Origin of the sequence: Shinella sp. WSD5-1 (assembly GCF_963942435.1) — a bacterium.
Lineage (GTDB): Bacteria > Pseudomonadota > Alphaproteobacteria > Rhizobiales > Rhizobiaceae > Shinella > Shinella yambaruensis.
On the sequence record NZ_OZ012596.1, the window covers coordinates 2,846,039 to 2,865,418 of the forward strand.

At 66.3% G+C, this 19,380-nt stretch carries 23 protein-coding genes and 1 tRNA gene; 14 read left to right on the top strand and 10 right to left on the bottom strand.

Features of this window, described 5'->3' with window-relative positions; translation table 11 throughout:
• The first annotated feature begins 34 nt into the window (after positions 1-34).
• Complete coding sequence (locus tag AABQ55_RS14060) at positions 35-1,051, top strand: helix-turn-helix domain-containing protein (protein WP_272805440.1); 1,017 nt, start codon at positions 35-37, stop codon at positions 1,049-1,051.
• On the opposite strand, the gene AABQ55_RS14065 is transcribed toward AABQ55_RS14060, so the two are convergent.
• The 3 genes from AABQ55_RS14065 to AABQ55_RS14075 form a co-directional block, all read right to left on the bottom strand.
• Positions 1,038-2,072, bottom strand: a complete 1,035-nt coding sequence (locus AABQ55_RS14065) for an alpha/beta hydrolase family protein (protein ID WP_272805441.1) — start codon at positions 2,070-2,072, stop codon at positions 1,038-1,040. The genes AABQ55_RS14060 and AABQ55_RS14065 overlap by 14 nt on opposite strands.
• An 83-nt stretch (positions 2,073-2,155) precedes the next feature.
• Positions 2,156-2,593, bottom strand: coding sequence for a DUF1489 family protein (locus AABQ55_RS14070; protein WP_272805442.1), 438 nt, complete (start codon positions 2,591-2,593; stop codon positions 2,156-2,158).
• 76 nt (positions 2,594-2,669) lie between these two features.
• Positions 2,670-4,070: an L-serine ammonia-lyase gene (locus AABQ55_RS14075; protein ID WP_244765503.1), complete on the bottom strand. Its 1,401-nt coding sequence runs from the start codon at positions 4,068-4,070 to the stop codon at positions 2,670-2,672.
• Between the two features lie 576 nt (positions 4,071-4,646).
• Between AABQ55_RS14075 and AABQ55_RS14080 the strand changes: the two genes are divergently transcribed.
• From AABQ55_RS14080 to AABQ55_RS14090, 3 genes are all read left to right on the top strand, one after another.
• Positions 4,647-5,336, top strand: coding sequence for a DUF599 domain-containing protein (locus tag AABQ55_RS14080; protein ID WP_272805443.1), 690 nt, complete (start codon positions 4,647-4,649; stop codon positions 5,334-5,336).
• Positions 5,337-5,429: 93 nt separating this feature from the next.
• Positions 5,430-6,449: a DUF1624 domain-containing protein gene (locus tag AABQ55_RS14085; protein ID WP_272805444.1), complete on the top strand. Its 1,020-nt coding sequence runs from the start codon at positions 5,430-5,432 to the stop codon at positions 6,447-6,449.
• 4 nt (positions 6,450-6,453) lie between these two features.
• A complete protein-coding gene (locus tag AABQ55_RS14090; RefSeq protein ID WP_272805445.1) occupies positions 6,454-6,927 on the top strand; it encodes a methyltransferase family protein in 474 nt (157 codons plus the stop codon).
• Between the two features lie 7 nt (positions 6,928-6,934).
• Here AABQ55_RS14090 and AABQ55_RS14095 read toward each other — a convergent pair whose 3' ends face one another.
• Together AABQ55_RS14095 and mgtE are read right to left on the bottom strand one after the other, a co-directional pair.
• Positions 6,935-7,321, bottom strand: a complete 387-nt coding sequence (locus AABQ55_RS14095; RefSeq protein ID WP_244765499.1) for a MerR family transcriptional regulator — start codon at positions 7,319-7,321, stop codon at positions 6,935-6,937.
• A gap of 117 nt (positions 7,322-7,438) precedes the next feature.
• Positions 7,439-8,869 carry a magnesium transporter gene (gene mgtE, locus AABQ55_RS14100; protein ID WP_244765498.1) on the bottom strand — a complete coding sequence of 477 codons (1,431 nt, stop codon included), beginning with the start codon at positions 8,867-8,869 and terminating at the stop codon, positions 7,439-7,441.
• Positions 8,870-9,173: 304 nt separating this feature from the next.
• Between mgtE and AABQ55_RS14105 the strand changes: the two genes are divergently transcribed.
• Positions 9,174-9,668, top strand: a complete 495-nt coding sequence (locus tag AABQ55_RS14105) for a peptide deformylase (RefSeq protein WP_272805446.1) — start codon at positions 9,174-9,176, stop codon at positions 9,666-9,668.
• 102 nt (positions 9,669-9,770) lie between these two features.
• The gene (locus tag AABQ55_RS14110) at positions 9,771-10,019 is read left to right on the top strand and encodes a DUF982 domain-containing protein (RefSeq protein ID WP_272805447.1); all 249 of its coding nucleotides are present in this window, start codon (positions 9,771-9,773) and stop codon (positions 10,017-10,019) included.
• 92 nt (positions 10,020-10,111) lie between these two features.
• On the opposite strand, the gene AABQ55_RS14115 is transcribed toward AABQ55_RS14110, so the two are convergent.
• A tRNA-Leu gene (locus tag AABQ55_RS14115) sits at positions 10,112-10,196 on the bottom strand.
• Between the two features lie 194 nt (positions 10,197-10,390).
• Between AABQ55_RS14115 and lipB the strand changes: the two genes are divergently transcribed.
• Positions 10,391-11,137 (top strand): lipoyl(octanoyl) transferase LipB, encoded by a 747-nt coding sequence (gene lipB / locus AABQ55_RS14120; RefSeq protein WP_244765495.1) that lies wholly within the window; start codon positions 10,391-10,393, stop codon positions 11,135-11,137.
• On the opposite strand, the gene AABQ55_RS14125 is transcribed toward lipB, so the two are convergent.
• Complete coding sequence (locus AABQ55_RS14125; RefSeq protein WP_272805448.1) at positions 11,110-12,354, bottom strand: hypothetical protein; 1,245 nt, start codon at positions 12,352-12,354, stop codon at positions 11,110-11,112. The genes lipB and AABQ55_RS14125 overlap by 28 nt on opposite strands.
• Positions 12,355-12,445: 91 nt before the next feature.
• A complete protein-coding gene (locus tag AABQ55_RS14130; protein ID WP_244765493.1) occupies positions 12,446-13,396 on the bottom strand; it encodes a DMT family transporter in 951 nt (316 codons plus the stop codon).
• Between the two features lie 143 nt (positions 13,397-13,539).
• Between AABQ55_RS14130 and AABQ55_RS14135 the strand changes: the two genes are divergently transcribed.
• From AABQ55_RS14135 to AABQ55_RS14165, 7 genes are all read left to right on the top strand, one after another.
• On the top strand, positions 13,540-13,944 hold the full coding sequence (locus AABQ55_RS14135) for a helix-turn-helix domain-containing protein (protein WP_272805449.1): 405 nt from the start codon (positions 13,540-13,542) through the stop codon (positions 13,942-13,944).
• 82 nt (positions 13,945-14,026) lie between these two features.
• Entirely contained in the window at positions 14,027-15,154 is a 1,128-nt protein-coding gene (locus AABQ55_RS14140; RefSeq protein ID WP_244765491.1) for an S-(hydroxymethyl)glutathione dehydrogenase/class III alcohol dehydrogenase, read from the top strand.
• A gap of 35 nt (positions 15,155-15,189) precedes the next feature.
• Positions 15,190-15,615 carry a GNAT family N-acetyltransferase gene (locus tag AABQ55_RS14145; protein WP_272805450.1) on the top strand — a complete coding sequence of 142 codons (426 nt, stop codon included), beginning with the start codon at positions 15,190-15,192 and terminating at the stop codon, positions 15,613-15,615.
• Positions 15,616-15,654: 39 nt separating this feature from the next.
• The gene (locus AABQ55_RS14150; protein WP_244765489.1) at positions 15,655-16,116 is read left to right on the top strand and encodes a YaiI/YqxD family protein; all 462 of its coding nucleotides are present in this window, start codon (positions 15,655-15,657) and stop codon (positions 16,114-16,116) included.
• On the top strand, positions 16,113-16,769 hold the full coding sequence (locus AABQ55_RS14155) for a DUF1345 domain-containing protein (protein WP_272805451.1): 657 nt from the start codon (positions 16,113-16,115) through the stop codon (positions 16,767-16,769). The genes AABQ55_RS14150 and AABQ55_RS14155 overlap by 4 nt, the downstream gene beginning before the upstream one ends.
• Before the next feature lie 18 nt (positions 16,770-16,787).
• Positions 16,788-17,621 (top strand): S-formylglutathione hydrolase, encoded by an 834-nt coding sequence (gene fghA, locus AABQ55_RS14160; protein ID WP_244765487.1) that lies wholly within the window; start codon positions 16,788-16,790, stop codon positions 17,619-17,621.
• Positions 17,622-17,877: 256 nt separating this feature from the next.
• A complete protein-coding gene (locus tag AABQ55_RS14165) occupies positions 17,878-18,192 on the top strand; it encodes a DMT family transporter (protein WP_272805452.1) in 315 nt (104 codons plus the stop codon).
• Positions 18,193-18,203: 11 nt separating this feature from the next.
• Here the strand turns inward: AABQ55_RS14165 and AABQ55_RS14170 are convergent, their stop codons facing one another.
• Both AABQ55_RS14170 and AABQ55_RS14175 read right to left on the bottom strand, forming a co-directional pair.
• Complete coding sequence (locus AABQ55_RS14170) at positions 18,204-18,587, bottom strand: DoxX family protein (RefSeq protein ID WP_244765485.1); 384 nt, start codon at positions 18,585-18,587, stop codon at positions 18,204-18,206.
• A 92-nt stretch (positions 18,588-18,679) separates the two neighbouring features.
• Entirely contained in the window at positions 18,680-19,330 is a 651-nt protein-coding gene (locus AABQ55_RS14175) for a hypothetical protein (protein ID WP_272805453.1), read from the bottom strand.
• Between the last annotated feature and the right edge of the window lie 50 nt (positions 19,331-19,380).

Genomic DNA, 19,380 nt, shown 5'->3' on the forward strand with positions numbered 1-19,380 from the left:
TTGCAAAGGGGCCTGACATCCGCTGTGCAGGACCATGCCGGCAATTCCGCTTCCCTTCATCATCGCGCTGCTGCTCGCCGTCCTTCTCCTGAAGCTGGTGCTGCTGCGCCAAACCGCGCTGCGGCCTGCCATCGGCTTCGTCGCCGCCTGCATGGTCGTCGCGTTCGCGGTCGGCGCCCGGTGGTCGTTCGACGCGCCGTTCGTGCGCTTTCTCCAGCCCGTCCTTGCCGCCGCGCTGCCGCCGATCGCCTGGCTCTGCTTCACAGCCGGGCACACCGAGCGCGGCAGGGCCCGCTGGCTGCACCTGCTGCCGGTCGCCCTTGCTCTACTCTTGTCCGCCACCTGGCAAGTCTGGCGGTCGCCGGTCGACCTGCTGCTCGCGCTTCTCTATGTCGGCTACGGGCTCGCCCTGCTGCGCCTCGCCAGGGCCGGGCCGGACGGCTTTGCCGCAGCGCGGCTGAGCGATACGGCCCGGGCCGAGAATGCGGCGCGCATGGCGGGCGGCACGCTCGTCGTGTCGGCGCTGGTCGATCTCCTCATCGCCGTCGATTTCGGCCTTTACAGCGGCGACCATGCCGCGCTGATCGTGGCCGCCGGCAACATTCTTCTCCTGCCCGTCCTCGCCTACGCCGTCGCCACCATCGGGCGCAGCCTGCCGGCGGACGCTGCCGGCGAGACGGCCCCTGCCGACCTGCCGCGCGCGCCGACGGAAGACGACAGCCGCATCGTGGAGGCGATCGACCGGCTGATGCGCGAGAAGGAACTCTTCCGCGACCCCGACCTCACCCTGAACCGGATCGCGCGGCGTGCCGGCCTTCCGCCCCGCCAGATCTCGGGCGCCGTCAACCGCCGCGAGAACCGCAACGTCTCGCAGCTGGTCAACGGCTACCGCATCGAGGCGGCGAAGCGCCTGCTGGCGGAGACGGACCTGCCGGTCACCGCCGTGATGTTTGAGGCCGGGTTCCAGACCAAGTCGAACTTCAACCGGGAATTCCTGAAGGCCACCGGCCGGAGCCCGAGCGACTATCGTCGCGCACCTACGGCAGGCTGACGGCCAGGAAGGCGAGGATGCGATCGGCAACCTCGCGGTGGATCGCCGCGCGGCCGCGGATGCCGCCATCCTTGCAGACGATGCCGTCGCCGGGCGTTTCCGCCTCGATCCTCTCCGCCGCGCCCGGCTTGCAGACCTGCAGGAAGCTGAAATGCATGGCGTCGGGGATGACGACATAGGTGCTGCTCGCCGCCGGAAGCGCCCTTGCGAGGTAGCCCGATTCCCGTTCGGCCGGCATGTCGCCGATATCGGTGCCCGCCGCGATCACCAGGGCCGGCACGCGAAGGGCCGCAAGGCTTTCCGGAGAAAAACCCCGCGCCAGGCCGAGATCGAGCGAAACGAAAGCGCCGATGCGCGGATCGCCGAGCTCGCCCTCGAGCTTCTGGCGGCCGGCACCGGTGCCGTCCAGTCCGAGTTCCACCGTAAGGCTGCAGGCACGCGGGCTCGTGTTCATCGTGCAATCCGCCGCGAACCGCTCCGCATCGAACCGCGCGCCGGCAAGGGCCGCGGCCGTCCAGCCACCGAGCGAATGGCCGATGACGGCAATGCGGTCGGCCGCGATGCGATCGGCGATGTCCCCGTCTTCCAGCAGCGCGTCGATGAGCCGGCTGAGGTCGCGTGGCCGTTCCCAGGGTTTCGCCGCCTCGGCCGCGCTCCTGTCGAAGGTCGTGGTGCCGGGATGGTCCGGCGCGGCGACGATATAGCCGCGCGCGACGAGTTCGCCGGCGAGCCAGCTCAGATTGCGCCAGCTTCCGCCATAACCGTGCGACAGCACGACGAGCGGGTGCGTGCCCGCGCCGATCCCGGCATCGCGGATCGCGGGAACGCCCAGAAAGGCGGGGTTCTCCGCGACGGGAGCCGCTTTTCCGGTATCGGATGTCGGATACCAGACGACCGCGAAGAGCGCGCGTCCCTCCGGTGACCCGGCGATCCTGATGTCGCGGACGCCGAGCGCGCCGGCATTGCAGGATGTTGCGGCGCCGGCGAGAAGCGTGGCGGCAAGGAAGAGTGTTTTCAGCATGGAAGCCTCGTTGGTTGAACGAGGCCGGGATGCGGCAAGCCGTCGGGGAAAGAGACCTGAAACGCGATCGAGGACGTCGGATTTCAGAGAAGGCCGAGTTCGGCGAGCTCGCGCCGCAGTTCCAGCGGCAGGTCTGCCGTGCCGTCGCCCATGTTCATGAGGTCGCGCGGCGCGTCGTCTTCCGTCAGGTAGCGCCAGCCCTGGAAGGCGCGGCGCGGCTGCAGCTCGGTCTCGACGACCTCCGGCCCGAGCACCAGCTCGCAGCGCGAAATGCCGTCGGCATCCGTGAAGGTCTTGATGCCGAGGAGGCGTTGGCGTGCCTGCACCTGGCCCTTGATCACCCAGTAGAGCGAGCCGCCGTCGAGCAGGTCCCGGTCGCGCTTGGGCACCATGCGGGTAATGTGGCTCGAATGCGGTTCCATGCCCGCGGCGATCGCGATCAGCGAGCGTTCGGACACCCATTCGCGCAGGTCCTCGATCGAGTCCGCGCCGACACAGAGTTTGATGAGATGCAGGGCCATGCCCCTTTGAACGCTCTTGCGGCGGCCCGGTCAAGGGGCCGCCATGTCGCACTCCACAGCGTTCGCGGCGAAAGCCTCAGCACTCCACCACATTGACGGCAAGGCCGCCGGTGGAGGTTTCCTTGTATTTCTCGTTCATGTCGACGCCCGTCTGGCGCATCGTCTCGATGCAGGCGTCGAGCGGCACGAAATGCACGCCGTCGCCCTTGAGTGCGAGCGAGGCGGCCGTCACGGCCTTCACCGCCCCGAGCGCGTTGCGCTCGATGCAGGGCACCTGCACGAGACCGGCAATGGGGTCGCAGGTCATGCCGAGATGGTGCTCCAGCGCGATTTCCGCGGCGTTCTCCACCTGCTCCGGCGTGCCGCCCATCACGGCGGCAAGCCCGGCGGCGGCCATGGCGGAGGCGGACCCCACCTCCCCCTGACAGCCGACTTCGGCGCCCGAGATCGAGGCATTGTGCTTGATGATGCCGCCGACGGCAGCCGCCGTCAGCAGGTAGTCGCGGATGCCGTCCTGGTCGGCATCCTCGTGGAAATGCAGGTAGTAGCGGATCGTCGCGGGCACGACGCCCGCCGCGCCGTTGGTCGGCGAGGTGACGACGCGCCCGCCCGCCGCATTCTCCTCGTTGACCGCCATGGCATAGACGGAGAGCCAGTCGTTGGCGAGCAGCGGGTTCGCCTTGTTGGAGCGCCACTCCTCCTGCAGCTTGTCATGGATCGAGCGGGCACGCCGGCGCACCTTCAGCCCGCCCGGCATGATGCCCTCGTTCTTGAGGCCGCGGTCGATGCAGCTCTTCATCGCGCCCCAGATGCGGTCGAGGCCGGCATCCAGTTCCTCGCGCGACATGGTGGCTTCCTCGTTGGCGCGCTTCATCTGGGCGATCGTCATGCCGGAGCGCTCCGCCATTTCCAGCATCTGCTTGGCCGAGGCGAAGGGGAACGGCACCTTCTTGTCGCCTGCCTTCGCCTTGCTGGCGCGCATCTGCTCCAGTTCGGTGTCCGTGACGACGAAGCCGCCGCCGACGGAATAGTAGATGCGCTTGAGGAGCAGCCGGTCGTCGCGGTCATAGGCCGAGAAGGTCATGCCGTTGGCATGGCCGGGCAGCGGGTTCTTCTTGTCGAAGATCAGGTCGTCCTTCGGCCGGAAGGCATAGCCGGGATGGCCGGGCGGCGTGATGCGGCCTGTGCGCTCCACCTCGGCGACGATGGCGTCCATGCGGTCCGGATCGACCGAATCGGGCCGCTCGCCCATCAGGCCGAGGATGACGGCGCGGTCGGAGCCGTGACCGACGCCGGTATAGGCGAGCGAACCGTGCAGGCTCATGCGGATCGTCGCGACCTGCGCGCCCGACGGCCGCGGCCAGTCGGCGGAGAGGATGAGGTCGAGAAAGCGGTTCGCCGCCGACATCGGTCCCATCGTGTGGGAGCTCGACGGCCCGATCCCGATCTTGAAAACATCGAATACCGAAAGAAACATGGTCCGGACTTCTCCCTTGCCTCGGCAGGCGCTCTGATACCTGAAGCTACGTCATCACGCGGCGCACGTAAGGCGATCTCCCGACATCGGGTTTTACCTGCGCGACATGCCGCTTCCAACAGCCCTCGAAACAAAAACAGCGCGCTTCGCGGGGAAGCACGCTGTTCATGTAAGGATGACGGGCTGGTGTTTTCAGATGCCGCCGAAAAGATAGGCGATGACCAGAACTGCGCCGAAACCGAGGACTGCGCGGGCGGTGACGCCCCAGCAGGATTTCTGAACGGTACTTTCCATGATTTCCCCGAATGGAAGATGTCGTTGCAACGGCCGCGGCGGCCCTGCATGGCGGTCTGTTTAATGAAGATTTCATGAAACCGCAATCGCCAAAAATGGCGAAACCAAGGCGTCCCGATCATAGGAGCCCCGCGCCAGGCGCATGACATGTCGCAAAATCAGACGGTTGGGCGGCGCAGCCGCGGCAGCGGTCCGCCGCCTTTTCGCCCAAGGTCTGAACGGGCCCGGGCCGCCGTCCCGGCGACGCTTGCAAAATGCCGAATCCGTGGCACAACGCTTGCCATGAGCACACCGGATTTCGTCGCCCTCGCCCTCTTCCTCCTGCTGTGGACGGGATATTCCTGGATCACGGAGCGGGCGAAGCTCTTCGATCGCGTCAGCCTCACGCGGGCGATGAGCTCGCAGCGCGCCGTCTGGATCCGCAACGCGATGCACCGCGACCTGCGCATGATCGACACGCAGATCATGGCCGGCCTGCAGAACGGCACGGCCTTCTTCGCCTCCACCTCGATCCTGGCGCTCGGCGGCTGTTTCGCGCTGCTCGGCGCAACGGAGCAGGTCTTCGCCATTTTCAGCGACCTGCCGCTGGTCTTCCAGGGCAGCCGCGCCGGCTTCGAGCTGAAGGTCGGCGGGCTCGCGGGCATCTTCGGCTATGCCTTCTTCAAGTTCGGCTGGTCCTACCGCCTCTTCAACTACTGCACGATCCTGCTCGGCGCGATCCCGATGAGCGGCGACATCCACAAGGACCCGGCCGGCGCCGACCTTGCCGCCGACAAGGTCATCCGCATGAACATCCTCGCGGCAAAACACTTCAACATGGGGCTGCGCGCCATCTTCCTGTCGATCGGCTATCTTGGCTGGTTCGTCAGCCCCTATCTCTTCATCGCGACGACGGTCAGCATCATCGTCGTGCTCGTGCGCCGGCAGTTCTATTCCGAAGCGCGCCTCGCCGTTCTCGAACGGCTCGACTGACATCCCCCCGGCGGCCACCTTTCGGCCATCCGCCCGGCGCAAGCTTGGCGTGACATTCTCCCATGGACCAAAGCAATGCGGCGACCCCGACCCATGACGACGACGGTGATTGACGGCAATGTGGCAGGAGAAGGCGCGGTACCGCGCCGCCTTCCGCGCATCCCGCTGATCGACCAGCTCCGTGCCCTCGCGCTGATCGCCATGGCGGTCTACCATTTCACCTGGGACCTCGGCTTCTTCGGCTATATCGAGCCGGATACGGCGACGACCGGCGGCTGGAAGATCTTCGCGCGGCTGATCGCCGGCTCCTTCCTGTTCCTCGTCGGCTTCAGCCTGGTGCTCGGTCATGTCCAGGGTTTTCGCGCAAGGCCCTTCCTCGTCCGCCTCGGAAAGATCGGGCTGGCGGCGGCGGCGATCACCCTGGCCACCTGGTTCGCCTTCCCGGAGACCTTCATCTTCTTCGGCATCCTGCATGCCATTGCCGCGGCGAGCCTCGTCGGCCTCCTCTTCCTGCGCCTGCCGCTCGTCGTGACGCTGCTTGCCGCCGCCGCCGCCGTCGCAGCGCCCTTCTATCTGCGCGCGCCGTTCTTCGATCACCCGGCGCTCTGGTGGGTCGGGCTTTCGGTCGACATCCCGCGCTCGAACGATTATGTGCCGCTGCTGCCCTGGATCGCCCCGGTGCTCATCGGCATCGTGCTCGGCAGGCTCTTCGTCGCAAGCCCGCTTCCTGAGCGGCTCGCCGGCTTCGGCGGTCAGACGAAAGTCTGGTGGAAAAGCCTTCTGGAGACGGCCGGTCGCCACAGTCTCGCCATCTACCTTATCCATCAGCCCGTGCTGATCGCACTGGTCTACGGTTTTTCCCTCGTGGTGCCCGCGCCTTCAGCCGATCCCGTCGTCGGCTATACGAAGAGCTGCATGCGCGCCTGCGAAAGCGAGCGCGGCGACGGGTTCTGCCGCAGTTTCTGCGGCTGCACGCTGGACCGGCTGACGGAAGAGAACCTGCTCACCGACCTCGCGCGCGGTGCGATCGACGTGACGAAGGACGAGCGCATCGCCGCGATCTCGTCGCAATGCACGATGGATGCGGAAACGAAGACCGACCTGAAGGAGTAGGATCATGAACGCCTATCGCATGAAGCCACTCGCCTTTCCCTGGCCCCCGCTGATCTACGGCGCGGCGCTCGCGGCGGCCTTCCTGCTCCAGGCGTATTTTCCGCTCGCGGCGGCCGAGACGAACATCTGGATCGCCCGCACGGCCGGCGGCATCCTGATCGTCATGGCCATCGTGCTGGATGTCTGGGCGATGCGCACGCTGCTCGACTGTCACACGACGATCCTGCCGAACCGCTGCTCGACCCATCTCGTGACGTCCGGCCCCTACCGCTTCACCCGCAACCCGATCTATCTCGGCTATACGCTGGCCACCGCCGGCATCGGCCTTGCGGTGCTCAATCCCTGGTGCATCGTGACCGCCATGGTCGCCGCCGTGCTGACGAGCATCGTCGCCATCAAGCGCGAGGAGCTGCACCTGCTCTCGCGCTTCGGCATCGATTTCGAGCGTTATTGCAACGGGACGACGCGCTGGATCTGACGAGGGGTCAGGTGCCGACGCCGATTTCGGCGAGGCGCGTCAGGCAGGCCTCCTCGACATTGTCGAGTTCGGCCAGCGTTTCCTCGATGTCGCGCCGCTTCTGGCGCAGCTCGTCGCGCTTCTCGCTGACCTTCGCCATCAGCATCTCCAGCTGCCCGACCTCGCCCGGCGGGTCCTTGTAGACGCGGATGATGTCGCGGATCTCGGCAATGGTGAAGCCAATGCGCCGGCCACGCAGGATTTCCTGGATGAGGCGGCGGTCGGCCGGGCGGAAGAGACGCGTGCGGCCGCGGCGCTCGGGGTTGATCAGCCCCTCGTCCTCGTAGAAGCGCAGCGTGCGGGTGGAAACCCCGAATTCGCGCGTCAGCTCGGTTATGGTATAAAACTTGTCCACGCCTGCTCCGATCTCGTCTGGGCGGGCATTTTATTGACTTTTACGTATAAGTCAATTTTCGCTCTTTTCGACGTCTATCCCAACGGAAGATCGTGCCATTCGTTCCCCGCAAAAGCCTCAGCGGATGGCGAACCACCATGTCGCGATCCCGAGGAATGCGAAGAAGCCGACGATATCCGTGACGGCGGTCACGAAGACCGCGGAGGAGACGGCCGGGTCCGCCCCCGCCTTGTCGAGGAAGAGCGGAATGGCGATGCCGGCGAGCGCCGCCGCGCTCATGTTGATCAGCATGGCCGCCGCGATGACGCCGCCGATATTGGCATCATGGAACCAGATGCCGGCGACGAGGCCGATCATCAGGCCGAAGGCGAGGCCGTGCAGCAGGCCGACGCCCGCCTCGCGCCGCACGACGCGCCAGGCGTTGTGGATGTCGAGGTTGCGCGTCGCCAGCGCCCGCACGGTGACGGTCATCGTCTGCGAGCCCGCATTGCCGCCCATGCCGGCGACGATCGGCATCAGCACGGCGAGCGCCACGATCTCCTCGATCGTCGCCTCGAAGAGCGAGATGACCGAGGCGGCGACGAAGGCCGTCAGGAGGTTGACGAGCAGCCAGGGCGCGCGCGAGCGCACGGTCTCGATGGTGGTGTCGGACAGTTCTTCGTCACCAACGCCGCCGAGGCGCATCAGGTCCTCCTCGGCCTCCTCCTGGATGACGTCGACCACGTCGTCGATGGTCAGGACGCCGACGAGGCGGCCGTTCTCGTCGACGACGGCGGCGGAGAGAAGGTCGTACTGCTCGAAGAGCTGGGCGGCCTCTTCCTGGTCCATCTCGGCCGGGATCGGATGGTTCGTCTCGCGCATGATCGCCTCGATCTTCGTGCCGCGCTTGGTGCGCAGCACGCGGTCGAGATCGATGGCGCCGAGCAGGCGGAAGGTCGGGTCGATGACGAAGATCTGCGAAAAGCTCTCCGGCAGGTCGGCGTCCTCGCGCAGGTAGTCGATCGTCTGGCCGACCGTCCAGAACGGCGGCACGGCGACGAATTCGGTCTGCATGCGGCGCCCGGCCGTGCTTTCGGGATAGTCCAGCGAGCGGCGCAGGCGGATCCGTTCGGTGAACGGCAATTTGGAGAGGATCTCCTCCTGGTCCTCCTGGTCGAGATCTTCCAGGATGTAGACGGCATCGTCCGAATCCATCTCGCCGAGCGCGGCGGCGATCTGCTCGTTCGGCATGTGCTCGACGATGTCGAGGCGGATCGCCTCGTCGACCTCGGTCAGCGCCGCAAGATCGAAGTCGTCGCCGAGCAGGGAGACGAGCTGGCGGCGCTGCTCCGGCTGGATGGCCTCCAGAAGGTCGCCCATTTCCGATTCGTGCAGCCGCGCGACGTGCCGGCGCAGGAACAGGAGGTCGCGGTCGGCGATCGCCGCGCCGACATGCATGAGGAAGTCCGAGCGGATCGAACCGTCCTCGGCATAGATGTCCTCGCCGTCGAAGGTACTGTGCTCTGCCTGTCCCTGATGGATACGGTCGTCGTCGCCGGTGTCGTCCATCGGGCCGCTCCTTGTATCGGGCTCGTCCCGCCCGGCATGTCGGCGGCGCTGGGACGACAGGGATTGCGTAGAGGGTTGAGGCGCAGCGCGCCGCCGGGCGGATACGCTGCCTTCCCCCCTGCTAAAGCAAAGCGCGCGGCCGGTCCATCTTCGAAAGCGGCAAAAGCCGGCTGGACGCAAAAATTTCGCAAGCTGTTGCAATTTCACGAAAATCACACGAATCGCGACGCCTTGCGCCGGCATGGCGTTTTCCCCCTGCCGCAAACAGGCTAGGAAGGGCGCACAACCGGCGTCCGGAGGCCCCATGGCGATCCTTCCCATCCTCAGCTACCCCGATCCGCGACTGCGCCTGCCCTGCCGGCCGGTCGAGGTCTTCGATGCGCGGCTGGCGACGCTCGCCGACGATCTTGCCGCCACGATGCGGGCCGCCCCCGGCATCGGCATCACCGCCGCCCATGTCGGCATCCTGGAGCGGCTGACGGTGATCGAGCTCGACGGGCCGGGCTCGCTCAAGGCCTATGTGAACCCGCGCATCGAATGGTTCTCGCCGGAAAAGCAGCGCCACACGGAGGGCAGCGTCTCCATGCGCGGCGTGACCGACGAGGTGGAGCGCCCTGCCCGCATCCGCGTCGCCTACCAGGACCTTTCCGGCGCCCCGCGGACAGAGGAGGCCGACGGCCTGCTCTCGGTCTGCCTGCAGCACGAGATCGACCAGCTCGACGGCATCTTCTGGATCGACCGCCTTTCGCGGCTGAAGCGCGAGCGCATCGTCAAGAAGTACGCCAAGGGCAAGGCCTGAACCGAGAAACCCCTCCTGCACGAAGCGGAATCGCCTCGCGATTTTTTTTGGAACCATCGGTCCCGACCCGCATTCTCAAGCGCGAATGAAGGGACGAGACAAATGCCGACCACCCACTGGAACCGAAAACTGGGCATCCTGCTGCCGGGTGCCCTGCGCCCACGTTTCATCGAGGATATCCGCAATGCGATGTACGTCCTGGCCGAGCTCTGGCCGGTGACCTACGGCAAGGCCTACCAGCGGGCGCTTGCCTTCTGCACCCGCGCGCTGGAGGGCCGCACCAGCGCCGCCCGTGCCCGCCTCGCCTTCATCGCGGCGGCGCGGGAAGCCCGCGTGGAAATCGTCGCCTGAGCGAGGGGCGCCGCCGTTCAACACCGTTGGACCGTGTGCGGATCGAAACAGCGAGCAGAAACAAAAAACCCGGCTGAAAAGCCGGGTTTTTTTGGTGCGGTCGAGAAGACTCGAACTTCCACGGGTTGCCCCACAGCGACCTCAACGCTGCGCGTCTACCAATTCCGCCACGACCGCATCGTGGTAGGTGTCGTCTTGCGGCGACGGGGGTGCATGTAGCAAAAGCATTTGGGGTGCACAAGGCCGTTGCGAAAGAAAAATGACGAAAAGCGAACAATTTCAACAGAGCCTGCGCAAGCCCCCTGAAACCCCTGAAATCCTTGCAGGATTGCGCCTATATCTGGCACAAAGGAACGAAAAGGACGGCCATCATGCAGCGTCAGGACATATCCGCTTCCCTTCTCGCCATTCCCGGCTCGCCGCCGGTGCGCTGGCGCGTCGCGCAGGGTCTCGTCGCCTATGACGAGGCGGTCGAAACGATGGAAAGGGAGGCGGCGGCGATCGCGAACGGCGAGGCCGACGAACTCGTCTGGCTCGTCGAACATCCCCCGCTCTATACGGCCGGCACCAGCGCGGATGCCGCCGACCTCGTGGCGCCCGATCGCTTCCCGGTGTTCTCCACGGGCCGCGGCGGCGAATACACCTATCACGGCCCCGGCCAGCGGGTCGTCTATGTCATGCTGGACCTCAAGCGGCGGCGGCAGGACGTGCGCGCCTTCGTGGCGGCGCTGGAGGAGGTCGTCATTGACGCGCTGTCCTCGATGAACGTTCGCGGCGAGCGGCGCGAGGACCGGGTGGGCGTCTGGGTGCGCCGGCCGGAGCGTCCGCCCCTGCCGGACGGTTCGCCGGCGGAGGACAAGATCGCGGCCATCGGCATCCGCCTGCGGCGCTGGGTGAGCTTTCACGGCTTCTCGCTCAATGTCGATCCGGATCTCGACCATTTCTCCGGCATCGTGCCCTGCGGCATCCGCGGCTACGGCGTGACGAGCCTCGTCGATCTCGGCCTGCCCGTCATGATGAGCGATGTGGATGTGCGCATCCGCGATTCGTTCGAGCATGTCTTCGGCCCCACCGTTTCGGAGGCGGACTGTCAGCCCGTCAGCCTGTCGCAGGCATAGATGATCGCATAGCCGTGCAGGACGATGGCGGCGTAGAGGCCGAAGCCGGCGAGCAGGCGCTGCGGCGCCGTCATCGGGTCGAGCGCCGTGCGCGGCTTCACGCCGCCCCCGCCGATGAGGCTTAGCACGGTGAAGACCGCAAGGCCGGCGATCAGGAGGCCGACCGGCAGGCCGATCCGCCAGCCCACCCAGAGGATCGCCAGCGTCACCAGGAAACTCGCCGAAAGAAGGCCGACGCGGCTCGAAAACACCTGCCGCAGCACCTGCCCGCCGTCGAACCGGTGCATGGGCAGCAGGTTCAGAAGGTTGAAGGCGCCGAGAATCAGCAGGAAGACCAGCAGCACGGCGCCCGAGGAAGGGCCCGCCGCATCGTGCAGCGCGATGAGCGGCGGCACCAGGAAGGCCGGCATGCCGGCGCCCATCAGGGCACAGACCGCCACCTCGAACCGCGAATTGTACGGCCGCCCGCCGACGGCGATGCCGCCGAGCAGCGGCACGAAGATCATGCGCACCCGCTGGTGCCCGAAGGTGCGGTAGGCGGCCATGTGGCCGAGCTCGTGCAGGGCGATCACCACCGTCAGCAGGGTGGACAGCAGGAGGCCATGCGCAGTCAGCCCGAAGAACGGCCAGAGCAGCAGGGTGGAGAGCACCGCGAGGCCGGCCTGCGTCGCCGGGCGCTCCAGCACGCCGCGCACCTCGCCGCTGCCGGTCTCCAGCCATTGCTCGAGCGCCGCCATCTCCCGGCGGAGCTGGATGTAGCGGAAGAGGAGGAAGGCGACGCCGCGATAGCGGTCCGTCTGCTCGACGGTCAGGGCCGTCCCGCCCGGCACCGGGCGCAGCGTGCGCCGCTCCACATAATTGCGCCAGAAGGCGGCATCGAGCGCGCTGTCCTCGATCACCCGCGTTTCGCAGGCGATGTTTTCCGCATCCGCCGCCTCGTTCACCGCCAGCGTGCGGGTGATCGGGTTTCCCCGCCGGTCGGGATGGGAGAAGGTCTGCCGAACCCGGCCGGCCGACAGCCGCTCGCTGGAGACGACCGAAGGGTGCCAGTCCGCCTCGGCGCCGAGCGGGCTGACGAGCGCAGCGAGGCGCGGTGGCGGAGCCTTGAAGATGCGGGTGAGGTGCAGCGTGCGGCGGCCGACCGGCGCGGCGATCAGCAGCCAGATCAGGCCGAGATTGATCGCCAGAAGCAGGATCACCGAAACCGATGTCGACATGCCACCCTCCCCGGCCGTCATGGCAGGTTGCATCGAGCCTAGCGGCAATCTCCTAACAAATGTTAAGATTCGGCCCTGCGCGAAAAATCCGTCAGTCGAAGGCGATGTCGGCGCGGAGCCTGCGGCTCCTGTGCTCGCGCCAGATGATGAAGAGGCCCGAGGCGACGATGATGGCGATGCCGAGCCATTTCGAGGGCGTCGGGAAGTCGCCGAAGATGGCATAGCCGAGCACGGTCGCCGAGATGATCTCGAAATACTGGAACGGGGCGAGCAGCGAGAGCGGCGCCATGCGGAACGCGCGCACGACCAGCATATGCGCATAGCCGGAGAGCGCGCCGAGGATGACGAGCAGGACGAGGCCGAAGAGCGAGCCCGGCAGCGAGGGTTCGAAATCGGCGATGCCGGCCGAATTTCCGAGGAACAGCGCCGCGCCCATGAAGATCGTGCCGCCGAAGCCCGCGATGGTTTGCATGGTCAGCGGCGAATCGGCCTCGCCGATCGCGCGGTTCATGAAGAGATAGATGGAATAGAGGAAGGCGCAGGCGACCGGCAGTAGCGCCGTCCAGCCGAACAGCACGAAGCTCGGCTGGATGACGATCAGCGCCCCGCCGAAGCCGACGACGATGGCGAGCCAGCGCCGCCAGCCGACCCTGTCGCCGAGGAAGGCCGCGGACATGGCGGTCAGGATGAAGGGTTCGACGAAATAGATCGCGAAGACGTCGGCGAGCGGCATGTATTTCACCGCCGCGAAGAAGAGAAGGCTCGCCGCCCCGTGGATCGCGCCGCGCAGCAGGTTGAGCCACGGCCGCTTCGGCCGCAGCATGGCGCTGCCGGCCGCCGTGAAGATCAGCGGGATCGTGCAGACCACCTGGAAGAAGAAGCGGTAGAACGTCACCTGGCCCGGCGACATGTCCGCGAAGGTCGCCATGTATTTGGCGATGGCGTCCATGCAGGGCAGGAGCAGCATGGCGATCGCCATCAGCGCCACGCCCTGCATCGTGCCGGCGCCCGACGGATCGGTGGTGCTGGCCGTGGTGTTCATGCTGCGACTCCTTCGTTCGCCTCTGCATAGTCCTTTTCCGCACGCTGGCAATGCCGGAAATCGCGTCATCGGGGCGGCGCATTTGAGGTAGCCCGGCCTCGCGCCTTGCCTGTAGACTTGCGGCAAGGACAATGGAGGCCGCGATGACCTTTCCCGGCGAGAGCAACACCATCCCCTTCCCTTCGGGCCGCGCCGACGGCGACACGCTCGGCGGGCGCATCTGGCGGGCGCGCGATGCGCTGGGGCTCGGCCTGGAAGACCTCGCCGCCCGCCTCGGCCTGCCGGAAGCCACGGTGAGCGGCTGGGAGCGCGACCATGCCGAGCCGGAGACGAAGGCGCTGTTCATGCTGGCCGGCGTTCTCTCGGTCTCCCCCTCCTGGCTGATCGCCGGCATCGGCGAGGCGCCGGCGGATCCCTCCGGCGAGGAGCACCTGCATCCGCTCCTGCGCCAGCTGCGTGAAATCCACCAGTTGCACGACCAGACCGGCAAGGCGATCGCCGCGCTCGAAACCGAGGTCGCAAAATTGATCAAAAAAGATCAGGGCTGATTTTTTCCGGAAACCGCACTTGAGAGGCCGGACCTGCTCTGCAATGGTCGGCCCGACACAGAATCCGCATAGGGAGACGAAGATGGACGTACGCGCCGCCGTTGCCGTTCAGGCCGGAAAACCGCTTGAGATCATGACCGTGCAGCTCGAAGGCCCGCGGGCCGGCGAGGTGCTGGTCGAGGTGAAGGCGACCGGCATCTGCCACACCGACGACTTCACCCTGTCGGGCGCCGACCCGGAAGGCCTCTTCCCCGCCATCCTCGGCCATGAGGGCGCGGGCATCGTCGTCGATGTCGGGCCGGGCGTCACCTCGGTGAAGAAAGGCGACCACGTCATTCCGCTCTACACGCCCGAATGCCGCGAATGTTATTCGTGTCTGTCGCGCAAGACGAACCTCTGCACGGCCATCCGTTCGACGCAGGGCCAGGGCCTGATGCCCGACGGCACTTCCCGCTTCTCGATCGGCAAGGACAAGATCCACCACTATATGGGCTGCTCGACCTTCTCGAACTTCACGGTCCTGCCCGAGATCGCGCTCGCCAAGGTCAATCCGGACGCCCCCTTCGACAAGATCTGCTACATCGGCTGCGGCGTGACGACCGGCATCGGCGCGGTCATCAACACGGCGAAGGTCGAGATCGGCTCCACCGCCATCGTCTTCGGCCTCGGCGGCATCGGCCTCAACGTCCTGCAGGGCCTTCGCCTTGCCGGCGCGGACATGATCATCGGCGTCGACATCAACCCGGACCGCAAGGAATGGGGCGAGAAGTTCGGCATGACGCATTTCGTCAACCCGAAGGAAGTCGGCGAGGACATCGTGCCCTATCTCGTCAACATGACGAAGCGGAACGGCGACCTGATCGGCGGCGCGGACTACACGTTCGACTGCACGGGCAATACCAAGGTGATGCGCCAGGCGCTGGAATCGGCCCATCGCGGCTGGGGCAAGTCGGTCATCATCGGCGTTGCGGGCGCGGGGCAGGAAATCTCCACCCGCCCGTTCCAGCTCGTCACGGGCCGCCAGTGGATGGGCACGGCCTTCGGCGGGGCGCGCGGGCGTACGGACGTGCCGAAGATCGTCGACTGGTACATGGACGGCAAGATCCAGATCGACCCGATGATCACGCACACCATGCCCCTCGACGACATCAACGAGGGCTTCGAGCTCATGCATTCCGGCAAGTCCATCCGCGGTGTCGTGGTCTATTGACGGACACGGCCCCCTATACAATCGACGTGCGGAGGATGGCAGCATTCTCCGCCGTCGAGCTTTATGCTCTCTTGAGACTGCGCGTCGATGTCTTCGTCGTCGAGCAGGCCTGCGCCTATCCCGAACTCGACGGCAAGGATGAGGACGCGCTGCATCTGCGGCTGCTGATCGACGGCGAGACGGCCGCCTATGCGCGCCTGTGGCAACCGGAGAACAGGGCGCCGCGCATCGGCCGCGTCCTCGTTTCGCCCGGACACCGGGGCAAACGCCTCGGCGAGGCCCTGATGCACGAAGCGATATCGGCCTGCGAGGCGCATTTCCCGGGGCAACCGATCGCCCTTTCCGCGCAAGGCCATCTGGAGCGCTTCTACCGATCCTTGGGTTTCGCGCCGACATCGGGGGAATATGTCGAGGATGGTATTCCCCATATCGACATGCAGCGTCCTGCCGGCCATTCTTGAGACTGCGCGGAACCACGACATACAGGAAATTGCGGCGCCATGATCTACGTTGACGCGGATGCGTGCCCGGTAAAGCCCGAAATCCTCAAAGTGGCGGAACGCCACGGCATGGCGGTGACCTTCGTCGCCAATTCGGGCCTGCGCCCGTCGCGCGACCCGATGGTGCGCAACGTCATCGTCTCGGGCGCCTTCGACGCGGCGGACAACTGGATCGCCGACAATGTCGGCGCCGACGACATCGTCGTGACGGCCGACGTGCCGCTGGCGGTGCGCTGCGTCGAGAAGGGCGCGCATGTCACCGGCCCCACCGGCCGCCTCTTCGACAAGACCAATATCGGCATGGCGAGCGCCATGCGCGACCTCGGCGCGCATCTGCGCGAAACGGGCGAGAGCAAGGGCTACAATGCCGCCTTCTCGCCGCGCGACCGCTCCGCCTTCCTCGAAATGCTCGACCGCCTCTGCCGCCGGGCGAAGAACGCGCAGGCTGGCCCGTCCCCATGAAAAAGGCGCCGGGGCCGAGGATATACGGCAGGCACCTGCCCTTCTATGTCGGCATCGGCGCGGCGGCCCTCGCGCTTTTCCTTGCGCTCTGGCTCAAGCCGGATTTCGCCATCGGCATCGCGGCCGTCGCCTTCTTCCTCTGCTATCTCCTCTTGACCGCCTGGCGCGTGCCGCGCCTGACCGCCGCCCATCTCGAACATTATGCGACGGACACGGACGAGCCGGTCACGGTCATCTTCGCCGTGACGTTCGCGGCCGTCGCCGTTTCCACGGGCTCGCTCTTCGTGGTGCTCAACCGGCCGGCCGCCTCCCTCGGCGAATTCGTGCTCGCCTTCGCCTCCGTCGCGCTCGGCTGGCTGACCATCCACACCATGGCGGCCATGCACTATGCCCATCTCTATTGGCGCCCCGGCAGCACGGAAACGAGCCTCGATGCCGGCCGAAGCCTCGATTTCCCCGGTAAGGCCGCGCCCGGCGCCTACGATTTCCTCTATTTCGCCTTCGTCATCGGCATGACCGCGCAGACCTCGGACGTCGCCATCACCTCCACGGCGATGCGCAAGGTCAACCTGCTGCACGCGATCGTTTCCTTCTTCTTCAACACGGTGCTGGTTGCCGCCGCCGTCAATGCGGCGGTGTCGCTCGCCACCTGAACCCTACGGAGTTCCCAGATGAAAGTGCTTTCCCAGAACACGGCCTTCGGCGGCATGCAGGGCGTGTTCGCCCACGATTCGGAAGCCTGCAAGTGCGAGATGACCTTCGCCGTCTTCGTGCCGCCGCAGGCGATCCACGAGCCGCGCCCCGTGCTGTGGTATCTGTCCGGCCTCACCTGCAGCCATGCCAATGTCATGGAGAAGGGCGAATACCGGCGCATGGCCGCCGAGCTCGGCCTCATCGTCGTCTGCCCGGACACCAGCCCGCGCGGCAACGACGTGCCGGACGAAATCACCAACTGGCAGATGGGCAAGGGCGCCGGCTTCTATCTCGACGCGACCGAGGCGCCCTGGGCGGAACACTACCAAATGTACAGCTACGTGACGGAGGAGCTGCCGAATTTCGTCAGCCAGCATTTCCGCATGGACATGGCGCGCCAGGGCATTTTCGGCCATTCGATGGGCGGCCACGGCGCCATGACGATCGCGCTCAGGAACCCGGAGCGCTTCAGGAGCTGCTCGGCCTTCGCGCCGATCGTCGAGCCCTCCACCGCCGACTGGTCGGCCCCGGCCTTCGAAAAGTATCTCGGCGCCGACAAGGCGGCGTGGCGGCAATACGATGCCTGCGCACTGGTTGCCGATGGCGCCCGGTTCCCGGAATTCCTCATCGACCAGGGCAAGGCGGACGGCTTCCTGGAAAACGGCCTGCGCCCCTGGCTCTTCGAGGCGGCGGTCAAGGATACGGACATCGCTTTGACGCTGCGCATGCACGAGCGCTACGACCACTCCTACTACTTCATCTCCACCTTCATGGACGATCACCTGAAGTGGCATGCCGAGCGTCTCGGCTAGAGCAATTCCAGCAAAAGTGCGGAGCGGTTTTGCGTCCGGATTGCGTGAAAACAAACAGATAGAGCGTTTCGCGATTCGGAGAAAAGCGGAAATGCTCTAAGCCATTGCCATGGCGGGGGCGCATGGCTGGCATGCCGCCCCCGTCCTTGCCCTTCCCCGCCACCGGGGTATAGTGCGCCCCGGTAGACGGCTACCGCCGGATGGCATCCGGTCACGACCGCGGGGACGGCCTCGCTCCTTTCTTATGGAGTGGGCAATGCCCTGGATTTATCTCACCCTCGCCGGCCTGTTCGAAATCGGCTGGGCGATCGGCCTCAAATATACCGACGGTTTCACCAGGCCCCTGCCGACGGCCCTCACCGCCGGCTCGATGGTCGTTTCCATCATCCTGCTCGGCCTTGCCGTGAAGACGCTGCCGATCGGCACCGCCTATGCGATCTGGACCGGCATCGGCACGGTCGGCACCGTGATGCTCGGCATCGTCCTCTTCGCCGAGCCGGTGACCGCCATGCGCATGGGCTGCATCGCGCTCATCGTCACCGGCATCCTCGGCCTGAAATTCGCTGCCTAGAGCGGACGGCTCTAACGGCGATTGTCGAGCGCGAAGGCGCCCGGCCCTGCGGCGGTCAGGTACAGGAAGACGAAGCAGAACAGGATCGCGGCGTCGCCGCGATTATTGATCGGGAAAAAGCTCTGCGGCGCATGCGCCATGAAATAGGCGACCGCCATGAAGCCGCAGAGCACGAAAGCCGCCGGCCGCGTGAAGAGGCCGAGCAGGATCAAAAGGCCGCCGGCGATCTCCAGCGCGCCGGCCAGCCCTATCAGGTTCATCAGATCGCCGAAGGGCTGGTCCGAGGGCGGGAAATTGAAGAACTTTTGCGTGCCATGCTCGATGAAGAGCAATGCCGTCATGATGCGCAGCGCCGCCAGCGCCTGCGGCCGATAGGCGGATAGACCGTCGAACATGCCTTCGTTCCCCTCCGTTTCAAGAAGAAGGGAACTCTATCACGCTTCCCGCACGGATTCGCCTGCTCCTCGCCGAGGCGCATTTCGCGCGATCAGTCGCAGCTGATCGCCTGCGTGACGACGCAGGGCGCCACCTTCTTCCTGGAGCCTTCCGGCAACGCGCGCGAGCGCACCGTCAGCGCCGCCTCGCTGGGAATGACCAGCGGGCGTTTCTCCCCACCCGGATAGGCCTGGATGGAGGTCCTCGTCGGCGTGCGGCGCTTGCCGCCGGCCTCCTTGCGATCCTTGCCGGGACGCTTGCCATAGGTCGCCTTGCCGGTGGCGACCAGCGCCAGGTGATAGGCGAGCGCCACGCGCTTGGCGATGGCATCGCCGAGCGCTGCCTCGCGTCCCCTCTGCTCCGGCATGAAGCTGTTGACCGTCAGGGTCCGGCGCGACGGTTCGCCGGGACCGTCCAGCGTCACCGTCACGCGGGCCGTGCTCCGGCCGTCGCTGCCCTGCCTCACGCCGGAAACCCGCACATCCATTACCGCCCGGTCGATCGCGACGGCCCGGCGCGTCGCCTTGGCAGCCCGCTTCAGGTGCTCGCCGGCGCGCTTCAGCACCGTGGCGGACGCGCTGCCGTCGCCGCTGACGACGATCTTGCGGATGTCTCGGACCGGATAGGCCTCGTCGGCGCTGGCGGCGAAGGGAGTGGAGAACAGAAGGCTGGCGGAAAGAAGGACGCGAACGAGGAACTGCATGAAGTCAAACCGGTATGCGATGTCGGATTTCGGTCGCGCGCCAAAATGGT

What these genes read in the sequence shown, in the direction of transcription:
- AABQ55_RS14060 (WP_272805440.1), top strand. Translation starts at nt 35, where the DNA reads ATGCCGGCAATTCCGCTTCCCTTCATCATCGCGCTGCTGCTCGCCGTC.
- AABQ55_RS14065 (WP_272805441.1), bottom strand. Translation starts at nt 2,072, where the DNA reads ATGCTGAAAACACTCTTCCTTGCCGCCACGCTTCTCGCCGGCGCCGCA.
- AABQ55_RS14070 (WP_272805442.1), bottom strand. Translation starts at nt 2,593, where the DNA reads ATGGCCCTGCATCTCATCAAACTCTGTGTCGGCGCGGACTCGATCGAG.
- AABQ55_RS14075 (WP_244765503.1), bottom strand. Translation starts at nt 4,070, where the DNA reads ATGTTTCTTTCGGTATTCGATGTTTTCAAGATCGGGATCGGGCCGTCG.
- AABQ55_RS14080 (WP_272805443.1), top strand. Translation starts at nt 4,647, where the DNA reads ATGAGCACACCGGATTTCGTCGCCCTCGCCCTCTTCCTCCTGCTGTGG.
- AABQ55_RS14085 (WP_272805444.1), top strand. Translation starts at nt 5,430, where the DNA reads ATGACGACGACGGTGATTGACGGCAATGTGGCAGGAGAAGGCGCGGTA.
- AABQ55_RS14090 (WP_272805445.1), top strand. Translation starts at nt 6,454, where the DNA reads ATGAACGCCTATCGCATGAAGCCACTCGCCTTTCCCTGGCCCCCGCTG.
- mgtE (WP_244765498.1), bottom strand. Translation starts at nt 8,869, where the DNA reads ATGGACGACACCGGCGACGACGACCGTATCCATCAGGGACAGGCAGAG.
- AABQ55_RS14105 (WP_272805446.1), top strand. Translation starts at nt 9,174, where the DNA reads ATGGCGATCCTTCCCATCCTCAGCTACCCCGATCCGCGACTGCGCCTG.
- AABQ55_RS14110 (WP_272805447.1), top strand. Translation starts at nt 9,771, where the DNA reads ATGCCGACCACCCACTGGAACCGAAAACTGGGCATCCTGCTGCCGGGT.
- lipB (WP_244765495.1), top strand. Translation starts at nt 10,391, where the DNA reads ATGCAGCGTCAGGACATATCCGCTTCCCTTCTCGCCATTCCCGGCTCG.
- AABQ55_RS14125 (WP_272805448.1), bottom strand. Translation starts at nt 12,354, where the DNA reads ATGTCGACATCGGTTTCGGTGATCCTGCTTCTGGCGATCAATCTCGGC.
- AABQ55_RS14130 (WP_244765493.1), bottom strand. Translation starts at nt 13,396, where the DNA reads ATGAACACCACGGCCAGCACCACCGATCCGTCGGGCGCCGGCACGATG.
- AABQ55_RS14135 (WP_272805449.1), top strand. Translation starts at nt 13,540, where the DNA reads ATGACCTTTCCCGGCGAGAGCAACACCATCCCCTTCCCTTCGGGCCGC.
- AABQ55_RS14140 (WP_244765491.1), top strand. Translation starts at nt 14,027, where the DNA reads ATGGACGTACGCGCCGCCGTTGCCGTTCAGGCCGGAAAACCGCTTGAG.
- AABQ55_RS14145 (WP_272805450.1), top strand. Translation starts at nt 15,190, where the DNA reads ATGGCAGCATTCTCCGCCGTCGAGCTTTATGCTCTCTTGAGACTGCGC.
- AABQ55_RS14150 (WP_244765489.1), top strand. Translation starts at nt 15,655, where the DNA reads ATGATCTACGTTGACGCGGATGCGTGCCCGGTAAAGCCCGAAATCCTC.
- AABQ55_RS14155 (WP_272805451.1), top strand. Translation starts at nt 16,113, where the DNA reads ATGAAAAAGGCGCCGGGGCCGAGGATATACGGCAGGCACCTGCCCTTC.
- fghA (WP_244765487.1), top strand. Translation starts at nt 16,788, where the DNA reads ATGAAAGTGCTTTCCCAGAACACGGCCTTCGGCGGCATGCAGGGCGTG.
- AABQ55_RS14165 (WP_272805452.1), top strand. Translation starts at nt 17,878, where the DNA reads ATGCCCTGGATTTATCTCACCCTCGCCGGCCTGTTCGAAATCGGCTGG.
- AABQ55_RS14170 (WP_244765485.1), bottom strand. Translation starts at nt 18,587, where the DNA reads ATGTTCGACGGTCTATCCGCCTATCGGCCGCAGGCGCTGGCGGCGCTG.
- AABQ55_RS14175 (WP_272805453.1), bottom strand. Translation starts at nt 19,330, where the DNA reads ATGCAGTTCCTCGTTCGCGTCCTTCTTTCCGCCAGCCTTCTGTTCTCC.